The sequence below is a fragment of the Bacillus sp. FSL P2-0099 genome, assembly GCF_038007445.1.
GTDB classification, from domain to species: Bacteria; Bacillota; Bacilli; order Bacillales; family Bacillaceae_G; genus Bacillus_A; species Bacillus_A mycoides.
The window spans coordinates 1,206,042-1,222,454 of the sequence record NZ_JBBOXE010000001.1 but is presented as its reverse complement, the minus strand read 5'-3'; the positions used below and the strand labels follow the sequence as shown (position 1 = coordinate 1,222,454).

The window sequence follows — 16,413 nt, the reverse complement described above, 5'->3', positions numbered from 1 at the left end:
TTAATTCACCCTTTCTAATTTTTCATGGCTTGCTGCAATTAATAAGTTTAGTTTGGCTAATGCTTTTCCAGAGTCAATGCTATGCGTTGCTAGTGTAATTCCTTCTTCAATCGTTTCTGCTCTTCCATTTGCGAAAAGGGCTAGACCTGCATTTAATAAAACAGTATCGCGATAGACACTCTTTTCTCCGCTTAATACTCCGAGCGTAATCTTTGCATTTTCTTTTGAATTCCCACCTCTAATTTCTTCATTTTTCACTCTTGAAAAACCATACTTTTCTGGATCAATACTCATTTCTACTATTTCATTATCTTTTAAAACGACGACATGATTTTCTCCCTGTAATGATGCTTCATCTAAAAAGCCACTTCCGTTTACGACGAGCGCTTGTTTTCTGCCAAGTTTCTGCAATACTTCCGCTACTGGCAATAACATATCTCGCTTATAAATACCGACAAATTGTGTTTCTAAATTAACCGGATTCGTCAACGGTCCAATTAAGTTAAAGATCGTCGGAACGTTTAATTCTTTTCTTATTTTCATAATGCGTCTTAATGCTGGATGCATCGCTGGTGCGAATAAGAAGGCAATACCTACATTCTCTAATAAATAGTCAATCTCACCCGGCGTACAGCTTATGTTTACACCGAGTTCTTCTAATAAATCAGCACTTCCTGTTTTACTAGAAACAGCGCGGTTTCCATGTTTCGCAACCTTTACACCAGCTCCGGCAAGTACAAATGCCGATGTTGTACTAATATTGAATGTTTGCGCACCGTCACCACCCGTTCCGCAATTGTCCATCGCGCCTTTTATATGATTTGAAAACGGTAATGCCTTTTCGCGAAGAGCACGAACGAGACCGTATATTTCTTCTGCTGTTTCGCCTTTCGCTTTCAGCAATACTAAGAAAGCTGCAACTTCACTTTCCAATATGTTGTCACTTAATAAAAGAAGTCCCGCTTCATACATTTCTTCTTCTGTTAAATGTTGTCCCTCTACTAATTTTCGAAGATAACTGTTCATACTCTCTCCTCCTCTTTCACTTCTGCTAAAAAGGCACGTATTAACTTTCCGCCTTCTTCTGTTGCAATTGATTCTGGGTGAAACTGTAATCCGAAGAGCGGATAATAGTTGTGACGAACTGCCATGATTTCTCCGTCATCCATCGCTGTCGCAAGTATGTCAAAACACTGCGGCAAACTATTTTGCACTGCGACGAGTGAATGGTAACGCATCGCTGTTAACGGCTGCGTTACGTACGAAAAGATTGACGTTCCGTTATGTTTCACACGCGATGTTTTTCCGTGTTTAATGCGCTCTGCTCTAACAATTTCTCCTCCAAATGCGGATATGATTGCTTGATGGCCGAGGCAAATTCCTAAGATGGGAACGTTCTTATAAAAATGACGAATAACATCGATACAAATTCCAGCATCTTCTGGTTTCCCAGGTCCTGGTGAGAGCACAATTCCTTTCGGCTTCATCTCCTCTAATTGTTCAATTGTTATTTGATCATTTCTTACGACAACAATTTCTTTCTCGTACTCGCCTAATAGTTGATACAAGTTATATGTGAACGAATCATAATTATCAATAAGTACAATCATTTCATAACCTCCAAAAGCGCTCTCGCTTTATTTAATGTTTCTTCATATTCAGCAACCGGGTCTGAATCGTAGACGATACCCGCTCCTGCCTGAACGTACGCTTTCTCATCTTTTACAACCATCGTTCGAATTGCTAGCGCCATATCAAGGTTTCCTGAGAATGAAATATATCCAACCGCTCCGGCATATACATTTCTTTTTTCACGCTCTAACGTATTAATAATTTCCATCGCCCTTATTTTCGGAGCACCTGATACTGTGCCAGCTGGTAAACAATACGCTAATGCATCAAATCCACTTGTTTGTTTTCGCAATGTTCCGTAAACTTCAGATACAATGTGCATAACGTGAGAGTATTTTTCTACTTTCATATATTTATCTATCGTCACAGAGCCAATTTCACTTACTCTGCCAATATCATTTCGTCCCAGGTCCACAAGCATCATATGCTCTGCTCGCTCTTTCTCATTTCCTAACAGTTCTTTTTCGATTTCCTCATCTTCCTGCTTCGTTTTCCCTCTCGGCCTCGTACCAGCAATTGGGTTTGTCATCACTTTATCCTCTCTTACTGATAACAAACTTTCCGGCGAAGAGCCAAGTACAACATAATCTTGAAAATCGATATAGAACATATATGGTGATGGATTTGCAATTCGAAGTTTCCGGTATAATGCAAATGGATCTCCAATACATTCACTTTGCAAACGCTGGGATAATACAACTTGGAAAATATCTCCGGCCCGAATGTATTCTTTCGCTGTTTCTACCATTTCACAAAATTCTTTTTCAGTTATTGAAGAAGTGAATGATAAAGATGATATTACTTCACTCACCTTCTCTTCTTCTCCGTTTAGCACTTCCTCTTTGTATACTTGCAATCTTTCGTATACTTCTTCATAAGAAGCTGAATCGTCTTCCCTGCATACATATACAAATGACAACTTTTGGCGTAAATGATCGTAAACGGTAAACTCACGATATAGTAAAAGGTGTACTTCTGGAATATTTAATGGATCGTGTAAATCTGCTCCAATGTTTTCATACTGCCGAATGACATCATAGCCAATATAACCAACTGCTCCTCCGCAAAACGGAAACGGACTGTCTACTTGTGCTGACGCGATTACTTCCTCTAACACTTGTAGTACGTTACCTTGCAACTTTTCTGTTTGGCCGTAAATCGTTCGTTCGACTTCCATACCAACGCTTTTCACTTCTCCATAAGGATTACACCCTAAGTAAGAATAGCGCCCTTTATCTTGATGAAGCTGCGAGCTTTCTAATAAAAACTTTTTCTTTCCCTTCATACGTCTATATAAAGAAATTGGCGTAATGCTATCTCCTTCTTCTTCAGCGATTACTAAAAATGTGTTTCTTTGTTCTTTTTGCTTCATAAATTCCTCTTTTGTCATCATGCCTTTCACCTCACTCTGAAAAATAAAAAAGTCCCCTACATATCGAAATATGTAGAGGACGATAAATTTACCGTGGTACCACCTCATGTTGGACGCAAAAGCATCCCGCTTTATTCAGGTACAAAATATATACCTTATCCTTTTAACGGCGGAACCCGGGTTGCCTACTGAATAGAAATTGTTCAGCATACCTCTCGTAAGCCCATTCGGTATATGGTACCGTACCGGGCTCCCACCTGCTCCCGGCTCTCTGTAACGTCTCCAAATATACGTACTCTTCTTACTTAAACGATTTAGCTTATTTAATTTTTTATACACAAAAAGGGAGTACTCATCCTATAGAAAGGACGGGTACTCCCGTGGTGCCACCTTAATTCGTTACGAATGTAACGCACTTTGCCGTATCAAAAATAATACGTGTCTCTTATATCGATGAGATCATGTCGCCAAAGCCTACTTCTTTCGTTTCGGTTTGGAAGCTCCGAAGCCCATTCCACATCAATTCCATACTGATTCGCACCAACCATCAGCTCTCTGACATGTTCATCATGTGTACTCTTCTTCATCAACGCTTGCATTTTTTTAAGTTGCACTCATTATATTCCTCACGTTTCTAATAAGTCAATACTTTTTTCAAAAAAAAAATTTTTTTCTTCATCCGATATTATATTGACAAAACAACCTGTTTTTATGTAAATATAATAAATACTCTATTAAAATTAAGGTTTTTTGTCAGAAAATTATATATTACAAAAGAAAAACACTGTCGAAAAACGCTTACATTTCAGAAAATTCGTATTTTCGAATGGATTTTTCAGAATAATCATGATAGATTATAAATATGCATAATGCATCAAAAGACATGACAAAAGGAAGGGGAACTACATGAGTACGCAGATGTTAACTTTAACTTCTATCTCTATTTACATGCTCGGGATGTTAGTAATCGGCTATTTCGCCTACAAACGAACGTCCAACTTAACAGATTATATGCTTGGCGGGCGTACACTAGGCCCCGCAGTAACAGCATTAAGTGCTGGAGCAGCTGATATGAGTGGTTGGCTTTTAATGGGCTTACCCGGTGCAATGTTTAGCGTTGGATTAAGTAGTAGTTGGATTGCGATCGGCCTAACATTAGGCGCATACGCAAACTGGATCTATGTCGCTCCTCGCTTACGTACCTACTCTGAAATTGCAAACAACTCTATTACTATCCCAGAATTTTTGGAACACCGTTTCCACGACAAATCCCATATGCTACGCCTAGTATCTGGACTTGTTATTATGATATTTTTCACGTTTTATGTAGCTTCAGGATTTGTCTCTGGCGCTGTATTATTCGAAAATTCATTTGGACTCAATTACCATGTTGGTCTTCTTATCGTTGGTGGAGTTGTCGTAGCTTACACATTATTTGGTGGGTTTTTAGCTGTAAGTTGGACAGACTTCGTGCAAGGAATCATTATGGTAGTCGCTCTTATTCTTGTTCCAGTCGTAACAATTATGCACGTAAATGGACTTGGTCCAGCATTTGAAACAATTAAATCTATCGATCCGGCATTATTAGATATTTTTAAAGGTACTTCTGTATTAGGAATTATTTCATTATTCGCATGGGGCCTTGGTTATGTTGGACAACCACATATTATCGTACGCTTTATGGCAATTTCTTCTGTAAAAGAAATTAAAAGCGCACGACGTATTGGTATGAGCTGGATGATTTTTTCTGTTGTCGGAGCTATGTTTACTGGCCTTATCGGTATTGCGTACTATTCAAAAGCAGGTTTAAAACTTTCTGATCCAGAAACGATTTTCGTTGAACTTGGCACTATTTTATTCCATCCACTTATTACTGGATTTTTATTAGCAGCTATTTTAGCAGCGGTTATGAGTACAATTTCATCTCAGTTACTCGTTACTTCGAGTGCTATAACAGAAGATTTATATCGTACATTCTTTAAACGTTCTGCTTCTGATAAAGAACTTGTATTTGTCGGTCGTATGGCTGTTCTTGTTATCGCTTTAATTGGATGTGCATTAGCACTTAAACAAAATGATACAATTTTAGCTCTTGTTGGATACGCTTGGGCTGGATTTGGTTCTTCATTCGGACCTGCTATTTTATTAAGCTTATATTGGAAACGTATGACGAAGTGGGGCGCACTTGCTGGTATGATCTCTGGTGCCGCTACAGTAATTATTTGGACTCAGTTCAAATTCTTAAAAGAATTCTTATATGAAATGATTCCTGGTTTCACTATTAGTTTACTAGTAATCGTAATTGTTAGTTTACTAACACAACCTTCAAAAGAAGTTGAAGAGCAATTTGAGGATTTCGAAAAACAACATAGTCATAATCTATAAAAAGAAAGCTCTGCTGTTATGATAACAGCAGAGCTTTTTTTACAGTTCGACAATCTTCTTCTCAAATTTAACAAATTCTTTATGTTTCGTTAAATTTAACATAACACTACTCCTTTATAGTATGAGTATCAGCACTTATACAGAAAGGGGACTCCAACATGTTAGCAGCTTTCCAGCAACAACAAACACGAAAATTTTCACCCATCACAAATACTTCTACGTCTTGTTTGAACATACAACCTAATCCACCTAAAATTTCAATCGCTCCTTCTGTTATTTCAGTCATTGGTGTTCATATGAAAAAAAATAAGCTGAAAGTAAGAACTGGACAAAGCACTGAGTTATCAGCTTCCGTTTTGCCAGTGCAAGCAACGAATACAGAACTTATTTGGACAAATATGAATGCTGATGTTATCACAATGTATCCAAAAGGTGATACGGTAACGATTACTGGAAAAAGTGCCGGAAGAGCAGTCGTAATTGTCACAACTGCTGAAGGGAAATTTCGTGACCTATGCGTCATTCATGTACAACCTTATATGACAAATCCAAAGTAAAAGAGTGGCTTCATAGCCACTCTTTTACTTTGTTTCAATGTGTGAATTTTTACTTGTAACGAGATTGATGAATTGTTCTTTATCTTTAGGAGAAATAATTTCTGTTTGATGTGATCCATAAATAATTTCAAGTCGATCAAATGATAATGCATGAGCAGCTATTGGATTTTTCGTATTTGAAATTTGTTTTATATCTCGTATAAATATGCGTTTTTTAACGAAACCTGATCTAATTGTAATTGTTTCTTCCCCAACAATATATTTTGTTGAAAACCAACTCCAAATAAATAGTATGGCTAAAGGAATTGTAAAAAATAAAAGAAAATATTCGCTCCCTGCAAATATCGGAGCAAAACAGACACCTACAACAATACAAAGAATTGGATATAACCATACATCTTTTTTTGATGGAAATTCCACTAAACTTCCTCTCCCTTGATTTAAGTCAATGAATCTCCTCCTCTTCCCTATTACAATGAAAACAACATTAGAATAGGAGGACGTATTATGACTGAGCGAAATTTCGCCTTATTTGCAGGCACTTCTCTTCTTATCATGGCATTCACTGCATTTTTTTCTTACGGTTTTGTTCACGGAAATCTCGTTGTACAAGGAGATGCGAGCACGACACTCCATAATATTCAAACTTCAAGTTCACTTTTCAAAGCAGAAATTTTCGGATGGATTATCATTTTCATTACGGATATTATCGCCTCGTGGGCTCTTTATTTCTTTCTAAAACCTATCCATACTAGCCTCTCATTACTAGCTGCCTGTCTTCGTCTTATGTATACAGCTATACTTGGGATTGCTATATTCAATTTAATATTTGTATTACTTCTTTCAAAAAACACAGTTGCTAATTCAGAAGCATATACAATGTTATTTCTAGAAGCTTTTGAATACATTTGGTCTGTAGGATTAATCATTTTCGGCTTACATCTTCTCACCTTAGGATACGTAACCTTTCAATCTAAAAACATACCGAAAACTATTAGTATATTACCGCTCATTGCTGCAATCGGCTATATCATCATTAACGTAATGAATACGATGTTTTCACAATATGATGCGATTATTTCCATTCTTAACGTTGTCTTTCAACTACCGATGATCGCAGGTGAACTAGGATTTAGTATATGGCTATTGCTTAGAGGTGGAAAAAACTCTACTGTTTGAGTCGTTTCTTAATTCTGCTTAATGATTCTGGCGTAATACCTAGATAACTTGCCAATTGATATTGAGGAACACGATCGATTAAATGCGGTCGTTTTTGTAATAATGATTTGTAGCGCTCTTCTGGTGTCGATGCAATAAATAATGTAAGTTCTTCTTGTACTTCACCAAAATTGTATTCAATCATTTGGCGCGTCATTTCTTCTAACTGTGAATATTTCTTATACATGTCCTTTTCACTATACAGATCGCCAACTACAACTAGACAATCTTCTAGGCACGTTAACGTATGTGGGGATAATTTATCTTGTTTATGATGATTGAAATTTACGATTGCTTGTTCTTCTGTATAAAAATTTGATGTAACTTCTTTTCCAGATTCATCTATACAATGTTGCCTCACGCATCCTTTTAATACAAAATAACATTTAGACGGAACATCTCCTTGCCCTAGGAGCACTGTTCCTTTTTTATACTCTTCAATTTGTAATTCTTCTACGATCATGCGCTGCTGTTCTTCACTTAATGTTGTAAGATTTGTCATGTATTTCATTAAAATCTCTTTCATTTGGTCTCTCCTTCCCCTTCCCCTTCTATATTTGTATGAGAAACGTATGATGTAACTCCACTATATATTATCTTTTTTCATGCTATATGGAGGGGATTCCTCCTATTGATTTGTTTTATTTTCTGCATAGAACAAAAAAAGAGAAGTTACCAATAACTTCTCTTTTCGTATATTAGAATAGGCTCGTTATAATTCCTGTGTATAAGCCGGTTCGTTCACCACATTTTTTGCTGTTCGCTTTTGTTGCTGTAGTAAGAAAACAGATACACCAAACAATACGAGCATGCTACCGATAATTTGCATTGCGTTTAATTTTTCTCCAAGTAAGAAGAACGCTAGTATAGATGCCCCAACTGGTTCTCCTAAAATACTCATTGAAATCGTTGTTGCATTTACGTAATTTAATAACCAATTATTAATGACGTGTGACACTGTCGGTACAATCGCAAGTAAAAGAAAAATACTCCAATCCCACTTCGTATAGCCTGTAAATGGCACTTGAAGTATGACGTTATAAATCGCTATAAATATACCAGCGAAGGCAAATACAGTGAAACTATAAATCCAATGAGATACTTTCTTTACTGTCGTTTGTCCGATAAATAAATAACCGACAACTGCAATTACACTTAAAAAGGATAATATATCCCCATAAATTGCTTGCTCACTTAGCCCTAAATCTCCCCAGCCAATACACATTACGCCTAGTATCGCAATTCCCATCGTCGCAATTGCTGAATAGGTTGTTCTTTCTTTAAATAAGAAAAAACCTCCCACTAAAGATACGATCGGTTGAAGTGCTAAAATAATCGTCGAACTAGCAACTGTCGTATGCTTTAAGGATTCAAACCATAGAAGAAAATGAAGAGCTAAAAAGAAACCAGATCCAATTAAAAATCCCCAATCTTTTATTTGAATCCTACTAAACTCTTCCCGTTTTTTCCAAACGATCGGCAGCATAATAAGTACGATAATCCATAATCGATACATACTTAAAACGGAAGATGGTGCTGAGGACATCTTTGCAAAAACAGCTGCGAATGAAATTGCTATAATGGAAATTGCTAGTGGTAGTGCAATTGATCTTTCTTGTTTCAAATCCTGTCTCCCCTCTCACCTGTAAAAAATCCCACTTCATTATATCCGTTTTCTTTCACAACTTAAATACTAATTTTTTAGATTCTTCGTACCATTATGGTAAAATAGAAATTAAGGCACCTATTAGTGATTATTTCTTTCCTTTTCACTACAAGCGTCGCTCTTACAATCATTACAGTAAATTTTTATTTAGGGGGATATACATGAATCAAACAATAGGGAGAATTGAAGAAATTTCATTTTTTAGTACATCACTTCAAGAGGAGCTTACACTTCTTGTTTATTTACCAGTAAATTACACACCTCTCCATAAGCATACGATTGTTATTGCACAAGATGGTAGAGATTATTTTCAGCTTGGTAAAGCGCACCGTGTAATTGAGCGTCTTCGTGAAACTGAAGAAATCGACCGCACAATTATTGTCGGTATTCCATATAAAAATGTACACGATCGTAAGGAAAAATATTTCCCAAATGATGTAAAGAATGCTGCTTACATTCGTTTCCTTGCTCATGAGCTTGCTCCATATATTGATGCAAATTATCCAACATATCAAATGGGTAAAGGACGCGTTTTAATTGGAGATTCTCTCGGCGGTACAGTTTCCTTCATGACCGCACTTATGTATCCGCATACATTTGGTAAGGTCGTTATGCAATCACCATTTGTTGATGAAACAGTCATGAACTTAGCAAAAGATTTCAAAAATCCGGGGGCGCTAGATCTTTATCACGTAATTGGGACCGAAGAAACAGCTGTCAAGCGTACAGACGGACAAGTATCTGATTTCGTAGAACCGAATCGCGAGTTAAATAAACTACTTACAGATAGAAATTTCATCACGCATTATGAAGAGTTTGAAGGGAATCACACATGGAAATATTGGCAAGCAGATTTACCAAAAGCATTTTCTCATATCCTATCAATGAAATAATAGAGAGCGGTATTCAGAATAATTTGATATAATAGATAAAGAGATTTATTCTCAAAATCTAACTAGACTTGCAAAGGGAGGAATTGGAACATGAAATTAGGAATTGTAATTTTCCCATCAAAAATGATTCAAGATAAAGCGAACGGATTACGTAAACGTTATGATCCGCATTACGCATTAGTTCCGCCACATATTACATTGAAAACACCCTTTGAGACGCAAGATGAACAATTAGAATCGATTGTGAATGAGTTACATACAATCGCAAATAAAACGAACCCTTTCACCCTTCATGTTGGGAAAGTCGGTTCATTCGCACCTGTTAATAATGTTCTTTATTTTAAAGTAGAAAAAACACCTGAACTTACTTTCTTAAATGAAGAAATGCATAATGGTTTCTTTACACAAGAGCGCGAGTACTCTTTCGTACCTCATTTAACAATCGGTCAAGACTTATCAGACGCAGAGCACGCTGATGTATTAGGTCGATTACGTATGAAAGATTTCTATTATGAGCAACCAATCGATCGTTTCCACCTTCTATACCAATTAGAAAATGGAACGTGGACTGTACATGAAACATTCCACCTTGGAAAGGAGAACAACTAATTTGCACGCACAAATCGTACAAACGGACGAACAACTAAGAGATGCATTCTCTGTACGTAAGCAAGTATTTGTAAATGAGCAACGTGTTTCTGCAGAAGAAGAGTATGATGAGTTTGAAGAGATTTCAACACACGTTGTTATATATGATAATGATGTTCCAGTTGGTGCTGGTCGCTTCCGCATCGTTGATGGAATAGGAAAAATGGAGCGCATTTGCGTACTAGCTTCACATCGTAAAAAAGGCATTGGTAAAATCATTATGGATGCACTTGAAGCGTATGCGAAGGAAGAGTCTCTACCGAAATTGAAACTCCATGCTCAAACACATGCTGAATTTTTCTATAAAAAGCTAGGATACGTGACGGCTTCTGATGTGTTTATGGAAGCAAATATCCCACACGTCGTAATGATAAAAGAATTATAAAGTGAAACTTTAATCAGTGGGAGTTTTGTTCATCCCCCACTGATTATTAGCCTTCACCAATCGGGCGTTTACGGACAGTTGATCTCCAACCTGAATTTTAAGATGGGAGTTTTACTGCCCGCAAATAGCGGGGTAATTTTGTAGCAGGAGGTAGCCCCTCCTGTTTTTTACATTGCTATTTTCTTTTTCTTCCGCTAAAGTTAAATGTTGATGCTATAGTTTTGAAGGTGAATATATGACACAAGAAAAATTTTCACAAAAACCGTTAACACACGCTGGCATTCCGCAAGCGGCGTATCATATTCCGAAAACATCTACCCATTTAATTATGGAAGAAGATGCAGATGCGGCGTATTTCCGCGCTTTAGAACAGCAAGGTGTTTATTTAAATGAAAAACAGTTAGAAGCAGTGCAAACGACAGAAGGACCTGTCCTTACACTAGCTGGTGCTGGAAGTGGTAAAACATCTGTTTTAACAACTCGCGTTGGTTATTTAGTTAATGTAAAACATGTCCATCCGCGAAATATTTTGCTGCTGACGTTTACACAAAAAGCAGCTGAAGAAATTCGAAGCCGTGTAGCGAATTTACCTGGTATGAATCATGCCGCAAGTAGCTATGTCGTTGCTGGTACATTCCACTCTGTCTTTTTAAAATTGCTTCGTAGTCAAGGATATAATCAGCAAATTTTAGCAAATGAAAAACATAAACAAATTATGATAAAGAAAATTTTGAAAGAATTGCGCTTAAAAGACGATTATGATGCCGAAACGATACTCGCTATGATTTCACTTGAGAAAAACAAATTGAATCGTCCGAAAGATGTAAAAGCGAAAACACCGGTTGAACAAGAGTTCAAAGAAGTATACGAACGTTTCGAAGAGGTAAAACAACGACACAATTATATCGATTTTGACGACATCTTATTAGAAATGTATTATATGTTAGAAAATAACGCTCCCCTGCTTACTCAATTACAAGAGCGTTTTCATTACATTGAAGTAGATGAGTTTCAAGATACGTCGTATGCACAATATGAAATTGTAAAATTGTTAGCCACGCCGAGAAATAATTTATTTATCGCAGGTGATGACGATCAAGCGATTTACGGCTGGCGAGGGGCAAGTCACCAAATTATTTTATCTTTTCCAAAGGAATTTGATAATACTACGATTATCGCACTTAATACGAATTATCGATCTAATCCATTTATCGTAGGACTTGGAAATGAAGTTATTAAGCTCAATCAAGAACGTTTTGATAAAGAGCTATATTCTGTTCGTAACGATGGCATACAGCCGTTTTATGCACGACCTGCGACAACTCTTGATGAAGCAAATCAAATTTTGCAACTCATTCAGGAAAAAGTAGATAGTGGTGAACGAAATTATAAAGATTTTTGTTTATTATATCGTACACATTCTGTAAGCCGTTCTTTACTTGATCAGCTTACAATTCATAAGATTCCATTTATTAAACATGGAGCGAGCCAATCGTTCTACGAACATTCTTTAATTAGGCCCGTATTAGATCACTTACGACTCGTGCTTGAACCGTTCCGCCTCGAATCACTTTCAAATATATTACCAACAATGTATATTGGCCGTGATGAGTGCATTTCATTTATTGAACGTGAACAATGGAAATATGGTGAGGGCCGTTTCCCTTCTCTTCTTCATTTTCTATTACTAAACCCAAGCTTGAAACCTTTTCAAGTTAAAAAAGTAAATGAGCGAATCGATTTTATTAAGTTTATAAAAGAACTTGAACCTAAAAAAGCATTGAAAGAAATTATTCATGGTAAAGGAAAGTATTTAGAGTACTTACAAAGTAATGATCGTTCTTCCTTTACCATGCATAAGGACATACAAGAAGAAATGTTAGAAGAATTAATGGAATCAGCAACTCGCTTTACGGATATTCCAGCTTACTTACAATTTATTAACGAGGCCATTCAAGGTCAAAAAGAAATGGAAGCATTAAAAACAATGCCGCAAAAAGATGCTGTATCGCTTATGTCAATTCATAACGCGAAAGGCCTTGAGTTTCCATGCGTCTTTTTACTCGGAGCAAGCGATGGTATATTGCCGCATACTTCTTCTTTAAAAGATGCAAATGACCGTGTGACGGAGACTTCTGAAGCATTAGAAGAAGAACGACGATTACTCTATGTCGCCATTACACGCGCAAAAGAAGAACTTTACATTTCCTCCCCGCAATTTTTCAGAGGAAAGAAACTAGATATATCTCGTTTTCTATATACTACGCAAAAAGATTTACCTGAAAAGACATCCATTAAATAATGGGTGTCTTTTTCCATATCACGATATGTACATCCCCTCTATATAAATTCCCTGTTTCTATCCTGAGAATTAACGTAATATCAACCATATCCCGTTCATATTGTAATAGTGTATGTCAGAACTCACGATAAGGAGTGAACATAATGAGCTGCAATTGTAATGAAGATCATCAACACCATGATTGTGATTTCAACTGTGTATCTAATGTCGTTCGTTTTATACATGAACTACAAGAATGTGCAACCACAACATGTGGATCTGGTTGCGAAGTTCCATTTTTAGGAGCACATAACACTGCATCAGTAGCGAATACACGTCCTTTTATTTTATACACAAAAGCTGGAACACCTTTTGAAGCATTTGCACCATCTGCAAGCCTTACTAGCTGCCAATCTCCAATTTTCCGTGTAGAGAGTATAGATGATGATGACTGTGCTGTATTGCGTGTATTAACTGTAGTTTTAGGTGATGGTACCTCTGTACCACCTGCTGACGATCCAATCTGTACATTTTTAGCTGTACCAAATGCAAGATTAGTATCAACCTCCTCTTGTATTACTGTTGATTTAAGTTGCTTCTGCGCTATTCAATGCTTACGCGATGTTTCTATATAAAACTGAATACTAATTTAAGCATGGATTGGGTGGCAGATGATTCTGCCACCCAATCCATGCTTAAAAGGTATTATTATGTATTTTTTATAAAATTGGGAACTTGTCTAGAACATAGAACCTGTCCTTTTCATTAACTAAAAGTAGAAACAGATAAAGGAGTGAAAAACATGTTCTCTTCTGATTGCGAATTTAATAACATTGATTGTGAGGCGAAACCAGCTAGTACACTACCTGCCTTCGGTTTTGCTTTCAACGCTTCTGCACCTCAGTTCGCTTCACTATTCACACCACTACTATTACCTAGCGTAAGTCCAAACCCAAATATTACTGTTCCTGTAATAAATAATACAGTAAGTGTCGGAGACGGTATTCGAATTCAAGTAGCTGGTATTTATCAAATCAGTTATACATTAACGATCAGTCTTGATAACGTTCCTACTGCACCAGAAGCTGGTCGTTTCTTCTTATCATTAGGTACACCAGCTAACATTATTCCTGGATCAGGTACAGCGGTTCGCTCTAACGTTATTGGTACTGGTGAAGTAGACGTATCCAGTGGTGTTATTCTTATTAACTTAAACCCTGGTGACTTAATTCAAATTGTACCAGTTGAACTGCTTGGAACTGTAGACATCCGTGCTGCAGCATTAACAGTTGCACAAATTAGCTAGTAAAAAGCGGTATTTCTTAATTGAAATACCGCTTTTTATTTTTACAATAAAAAACACTCACCGTAACATGAGTGTTTCATTCTTCATATTGTTTTATTGTATTCTTCTTTTTCCCACAGTTGCATCCCTTTTTTTTCACAAATCCTTGTTGCTGTAACTGTTCTTGATATGCCTGTTGGTGTGCTTGTTGCTGTTGCTGTATGTTATACCACTGCTGTAGATCATATGAATTTTGCCTTGGATTATTGCTCACAGCAAACATCTCCTCTACTGTCAATTCTGTCTATTTACTATATGAACAACTCTTTATTTCCGTTCCCGCATCCTCTTAAACTCCGCTTTTTCTAACATCATGAAGATTTATCCCGATTGGTGAGGGCTGATAATTAGCGGGGGATGCCCCACACTGATTAAATTTTCACTTTATTATTCTCCCATAAAATATCCTGTAATTGTTTCAATGATCGCTGCTGCACCTGCAATGGCTAATAATGCTAGTACAGGCTCTGCAACAATAGGAATCCATTTATATAAAACTAATAAAAAAGCACTAACCCACACACCTGTACACCAATAGCAGCTTAATAATTCTCCCATCCACTTTCTTAATCCTTTTCCTTTCACCTTTGTAAAAGTCGATACACTTCCATCAGGCTCTGTAATCTCTAACTCATCAATAAACGGTCTTCGCAAAAAAGCTGTAATTTTATCATAAACAATAAGACGAGTTAACCTAAATGCAGCTAGCGCAAAAATAAAAAATAAAAGCCAGCTTGTAAATAACATAATTCCACCTTCCCTATCCTCTTTAGCCTATTTAAAAAAAAAGGTCTTAAGATTGTGACCAAATCTCCCCCACTCCAATATCTTATTAATGTAAATACAAACAAGAAGATAAGGAGTGACATTAATGAGTTGTAACGAAAATAAACACCATAGCTCTTCTCACTGCGTAGTTGACGTCGTAAAATTCATCAATGAACTACAAGATTGCTCTAGTTCAACATGTGGTTCTGGTTGTGAAATTCCATTTTTAGGAGCACACAATACTGCAGCAGTAGCAAATACACGCCCTTTTATTTTATACACAAAAACTGGTGAACCTTTTGAAGCATTTGCACCATCTTCAAGCCTTACTAGCTGCCGATCTCCAATTTTCCGTGTGGAAAGCGTAGATGACGATAGCTGTGCTGTCCTACGTGTGTTAACTGTAGTATTAGGTGACGGTTCTCCTGTACCACCTGCTGACGATCCAATTTGTACGTTTTTAGCTGTACCAAATACAAGATTAATCTCGACATCTACTTGCATTACTGTTGATTTAAGCTGCTTCTGTGCTATTCAGTGCTTACGCGACGTTTCTATAGTTAAGTAAACTAAAAAACTATTGGGGTGGTAGAAGCTTTCTACCACCTTTACATATTTAAAAGCCGGCCATATCAATCGTTTTGATGTCTTCTATAGATAATCGAATATCTCTCATACTATTTGGTGGCATAATGGATACAATGCCATTACGGTAAGATATAATCGATCCTATATATGAGACGGTCGTCGTTCTTATTCTACATCTTACTTTTGGAATGTAATGAGGACGATTTAATAAAAAATGAATTTTTTCTTCATTATTCATATCCTTAAAGGATTTATTGTAAGGGACCGTTCTCACTTGCTCTTCCTCTTCCTCTACTTTTTCTTCCACCTCCACTTGAGGCTCCTCTCGTAGTTCTTGTTTCTCTTGTTCTACCACTTCTTCCACAGCACTACTTACAATACTTTCATTTCTATTACTTTGCTCTTTTTGATCCTCATCTTCGAAATTCGTTAAAATAATTCTTTTTATTTTCGGTGCAGCGAGTTCTAAATTTACTTGTGCAATATATAACAACGGTTTTCCAACTGTTGAACTTTTATTTTTATTCTTCACACTCGTCCCTCCCACTTCCATACGTAGCTGGATAAATCGTGTACTATTATAGTTATATTCATAACGTGGCTAGAACTTTCGTTAAAAATCGTTCTTTCTGGGAACAATTAAAAAGGACAGTCTCAACGTTTAGAGACTGTCCT

The 16,413-nt window shown here is 36.8% G+C and carries 19 protein-coding genes and 2 other annotated features; of the genes, 10 read left to right on the top strand and 9 right to left on the bottom strand.

Annotated features, from left to right (window positions below; translation table 11 throughout):
* Genes trpD through trpE form a run of 3 tightly spaced genes read right to left on the bottom strand, consistent with a single transcriptional unit; the run spans position 1 to position 3,025 of the window.
* Complete coding sequence (gene trpD / locus MKY90_RS06230) at positions 1–1,026, bottom strand: anthranilate phosphoribosyltransferase (protein ID WP_002140867.1); 1,026 nt, start codon at positions 1,024–1,026, stop codon at positions 1–3.
* A complete protein-coding gene (locus MKY90_RS06225; protein ID WP_002086924.1) occupies positions 1,023–1,610 on the bottom strand; it encodes an anthranilate synthase component II in 588 nt (195 codons plus the stop codon). Before MKY90_RS06225 ends, trpD begins: the two co-directional genes overlap by 4 nt.
* Entirely contained in the window at positions 1,607–3,025 is a 1,419-nt protein-coding gene (gene trpE, locus MKY90_RS06220; protein ID WP_341090808.1) for an anthranilate synthase component I, read from the bottom strand. Before trpE ends, MKY90_RS06225 begins: the two co-directional genes overlap by 4 nt.
* A gap of 51 nt (positions 3,026–3,076) precedes the next feature.
* Positions 3,077–3,323, bottom strand: a binding site (T-box leader).
* Between the two features lie 42 nt (positions 3,324–3,365).
* Positions 3,366–3,603 (bottom strand) — a binding site (T-box leader).
* A 307-nt stretch (positions 3,604–3,910) separates the two neighbouring features.
* Here trpE and putP point away from each other — a divergent pair.
* Both putP and MKY90_RS06210 read left to right on the top strand, forming a co-directional pair.
* Positions 3,911–5,389: a sodium/proline symporter PutP gene (gene putP, locus MKY90_RS06215; protein WP_002188786.1), complete on the top strand. Its 1,479-nt coding sequence runs from the start codon at positions 3,911–3,913 to the stop codon at positions 5,387–5,389.
* 158 nt (positions 5,390–5,547) lie between these two features.
* Entirely contained in the window at positions 5,548–5,946 is a 399-nt protein-coding gene (locus MKY90_RS06210; protein ID WP_159146350.1) for an Ig-like domain-containing protein, read from the top strand.
* Between the two features lie 24 nt (positions 5,947–5,970).
* Here the strand turns inward: MKY90_RS06210 and MKY90_RS06205 are convergent, their stop codons facing one another.
* Positions 5,971–6,366 carry a PH domain-containing protein gene (locus tag MKY90_RS06205; RefSeq protein ID WP_078184104.1) on the bottom strand — a complete coding sequence of 132 codons (396 nt, stop codon included), beginning with the start codon at positions 6,364–6,366 and terminating at the stop codon, positions 5,971–5,973.
* Positions 6,367–6,453: 87 nt separating this feature from the next.
* Here MKY90_RS06205 and MKY90_RS06200 point away from each other — a divergent pair, with 87 nt between their 5' ends.
* The gene (locus MKY90_RS06200) at positions 6,454–7,125 is read left to right on the top strand and encodes a DUF4386 domain-containing protein (RefSeq protein ID WP_215552753.1); all 672 of its coding nucleotides are present in this window, start codon (positions 6,454–6,456) and stop codon (positions 7,123–7,125) included.
* On the opposite strand, the gene MKY90_RS06195 is transcribed toward MKY90_RS06200, so the two are convergent.
* Together MKY90_RS06195 and MKY90_RS06190 are read right to left on the bottom strand one after the other, a co-directional pair.
* Positions 7,115–7,690, bottom strand: a complete 576-nt coding sequence (locus MKY90_RS06195) for a Crp/Fnr family transcriptional regulator (RefSeq protein WP_113937697.1) — start codon at positions 7,688–7,690, stop codon at positions 7,115–7,117. The two genes, MKY90_RS06200 and MKY90_RS06195, sit on opposite strands and share 11 nt — an antisense overlap.
* 186 nt (positions 7,691–7,876) lie before the next feature.
* On the bottom strand, positions 7,877–8,788 hold the full coding sequence (locus tag MKY90_RS06190; RefSeq protein WP_002030492.1) for a DMT family transporter: 912 nt from the start codon (positions 8,786–8,788) through the stop codon (positions 7,877–7,879).
* Between the two features lie 203 nt (positions 8,789–8,991).
* On the opposite strand from MKY90_RS06190, the gene MKY90_RS06185 reads away from it, so the two are divergent.
* The 6 genes from MKY90_RS06185 (at position 8,992) to exsF (ending at position 14,343) form a co-directional block, all read left to right on the top strand.
* Positions 8,992–9,723 (top strand): alpha/beta hydrolase, encoded by a 732-nt coding sequence (locus MKY90_RS06185; protein WP_113769139.1) that lies wholly within the window; start codon positions 8,992–8,994, stop codon positions 9,721–9,723.
* 90 nt (positions 9,724–9,813) lie between these two features.
* Positions 9,814–10,332, top strand: a complete 519-nt coding sequence (locus MKY90_RS06180) for a YjcG family protein (protein WP_002011397.1) — start codon at positions 9,814–9,816, stop codon at positions 10,330–10,332.
* A 1-nt stretch (position 10,333) separates the two neighbouring features.
* Positions 10,334–10,756 (top strand): GNAT family N-acetyltransferase, encoded by a 423-nt coding sequence (locus tag MKY90_RS06175; protein ID WP_002064289.1) that lies wholly within the window; start codon positions 10,334–10,336, stop codon positions 10,754–10,756.
* A 235-nt stretch (positions 10,757–10,991) separates the two neighbouring features.
* Positions 10,992–13,058 carry an ATP-dependent helicase gene (locus MKY90_RS06170; protein ID WP_002125980.1) on the top strand — a complete coding sequence of 689 codons (2,067 nt, stop codon included), beginning with the start codon at positions 10,992–10,994 and terminating at the stop codon, positions 13,056–13,058.
* Between the two features lie 143 nt (positions 13,059–13,201).
* Positions 13,202–13,672, top strand: coding sequence for a spore coat protein CotY (cotY, locus tag MKY90_RS06165; protein WP_098167271.1), 471 nt, complete (start codon positions 13,202–13,204; stop codon positions 13,670–13,672).
* Between the two features lie 167 nt (positions 13,673–13,839).
* Entirely contained in the window at positions 13,840–14,343 is a 504-nt protein-coding gene (gene exsF, locus MKY90_RS06160) for an exosporium protein ExsF (protein WP_002011391.1), read from the top strand.
* A 76-nt stretch (positions 14,344–14,419) separates the two neighbouring features.
* Here the strand turns inward: exsF and MKY90_RS06155 are convergent, their stop codons facing one another.
* Together MKY90_RS06155 and MKY90_RS06150 are read right to left on the bottom strand one after the other, a co-directional pair.
* Positions 14,420–14,605: a hypothetical protein gene (locus MKY90_RS06155; protein WP_033708144.1), complete on the bottom strand. Its 186-nt coding sequence runs from the start codon at positions 14,603–14,605 to the stop codon at positions 14,420–14,422.
* A 164-nt stretch (positions 14,606–14,769) separates the two neighbouring features.
* Positions 14,770–15,129 carry a DUF1360 domain-containing protein gene (locus MKY90_RS06150; protein ID WP_002140858.1) on the bottom strand — a complete coding sequence of 120 codons (360 nt, stop codon included), beginning with the start codon at positions 15,127–15,129 and terminating at the stop codon, positions 14,770–14,772.
* Between the two features lie 124 nt (positions 15,130–15,253).
* Between MKY90_RS06150 and exsY the strand changes: the two genes are divergently transcribed.
* Positions 15,254–15,718 (top strand): exosporium assembly protein ExsY, encoded by a 465-nt coding sequence (exsY, locus tag MKY90_RS06145; protein WP_016094541.1) that lies wholly within the window; start codon positions 15,254–15,256, stop codon positions 15,716–15,718.
* Between the two features lie 48 nt (positions 15,719–15,766).
* On the opposite strand, the gene MKY90_RS06140 is transcribed toward exsY, so the two are convergent.
* Entirely contained in the window at positions 15,767–16,291 is a 525-nt protein-coding gene (locus tag MKY90_RS06140; protein ID WP_215584693.1) for a CotO family spore coat protein, read from the bottom strand.
* Positions 16,292–16,413: the final 122 nt, after the last annotated feature.

Bases quoted from the DNA above. Each gene is read 5' to 3' on its own strand.
- trpD (WP_002140867.1), bottom strand. From the start codon at position 1,026: ATGAACAGTTATCTTCGAAAATTAGTAGAGGGACAACATTTAACAGAA.
- MKY90_RS06225 (WP_002086924.1), bottom strand. From the start codon at position 1,610: ATGATTGTACTTATTGATAATTATGATTCGTTCACATATAACTTGTAT.
- exsF (WP_002011391.1), top strand. From the start codon at position 13,840: ATGTTCTCTTCTGATTGCGAATTTAATAACATTGATTGTGAGGCGAAA.
- exsY (WP_016094541.1), top strand. From the start codon at position 15,254: ATGAGTTGTAACGAAAATAAACACCATAGCTCTTCTCACTGCGTAGTT.
- MKY90_RS06210 (WP_159146350.1), top strand. From the start codon at position 5,548: ATGTTAGCAGCTTTCCAGCAACAACAAACACGAAAATTTTCACCCATC.
- MKY90_RS06170 (WP_002125980.1), top strand. From the start codon at position 10,992: ATGACACAAGAAAAATTTTCACAAAAACCGTTAACACACGCTGGCATT.
- MKY90_RS06185 (WP_113769139.1), top strand. From the start codon at position 8,992: ATGAATCAAACAATAGGGAGAATTGAAGAAATTTCATTTTTTAGTACA.
- trpE (WP_341090808.1), bottom strand. From the start codon at position 3,025: ATGATGACAAAAGAGGAATTTATGAAGCAAAAAGAACAAAGAAACACA.
- MKY90_RS06180 (WP_002011397.1), top strand. From the start codon at position 9,814: ATGAAATTAGGAATTGTAATTTTCCCATCAAAAATGATTCAAGATAAA.
- MKY90_RS06200 (WP_215552753.1), top strand. From the start codon at position 6,454: ATGACTGAGCGAAATTTCGCCTTATTTGCAGGCACTTCTCTTCTTATC.
- cotY (WP_098167271.1), top strand. From the start codon at position 13,202: ATGAGCTGCAATTGTAATGAAGATCATCAACACCATGATTGTGATTTC.
- MKY90_RS06150 (WP_002140858.1), bottom strand. From the start codon at position 15,129: ATGTTATTTACAAGCTGGCTTTTATTTTTTATTTTTGCGCTAGCTGCA.
- putP (WP_002188786.1), top strand. From the start codon at position 3,911: ATGAGTACGCAGATGTTAACTTTAACTTCTATCTCTATTTACATGCTC.
- MKY90_RS06140 (WP_215584693.1), bottom strand. From the start codon at position 16,291: ATGGAAGTGGGAGGGACGAGTGTGAAGAATAAAAATAAAAGTTCAACA.
- MKY90_RS06155 (WP_033708144.1), bottom strand. From the start codon at position 14,605: ATGTTTGCTGTGAGCAATAATCCAAGGCAAAATTCATATGATCTACAG.
- MKY90_RS06195 (WP_113937697.1), bottom strand. From the start codon at position 7,690: ATGAAAGAGATTTTAATGAAATACATGACAAATCTTACAACATTAAGT.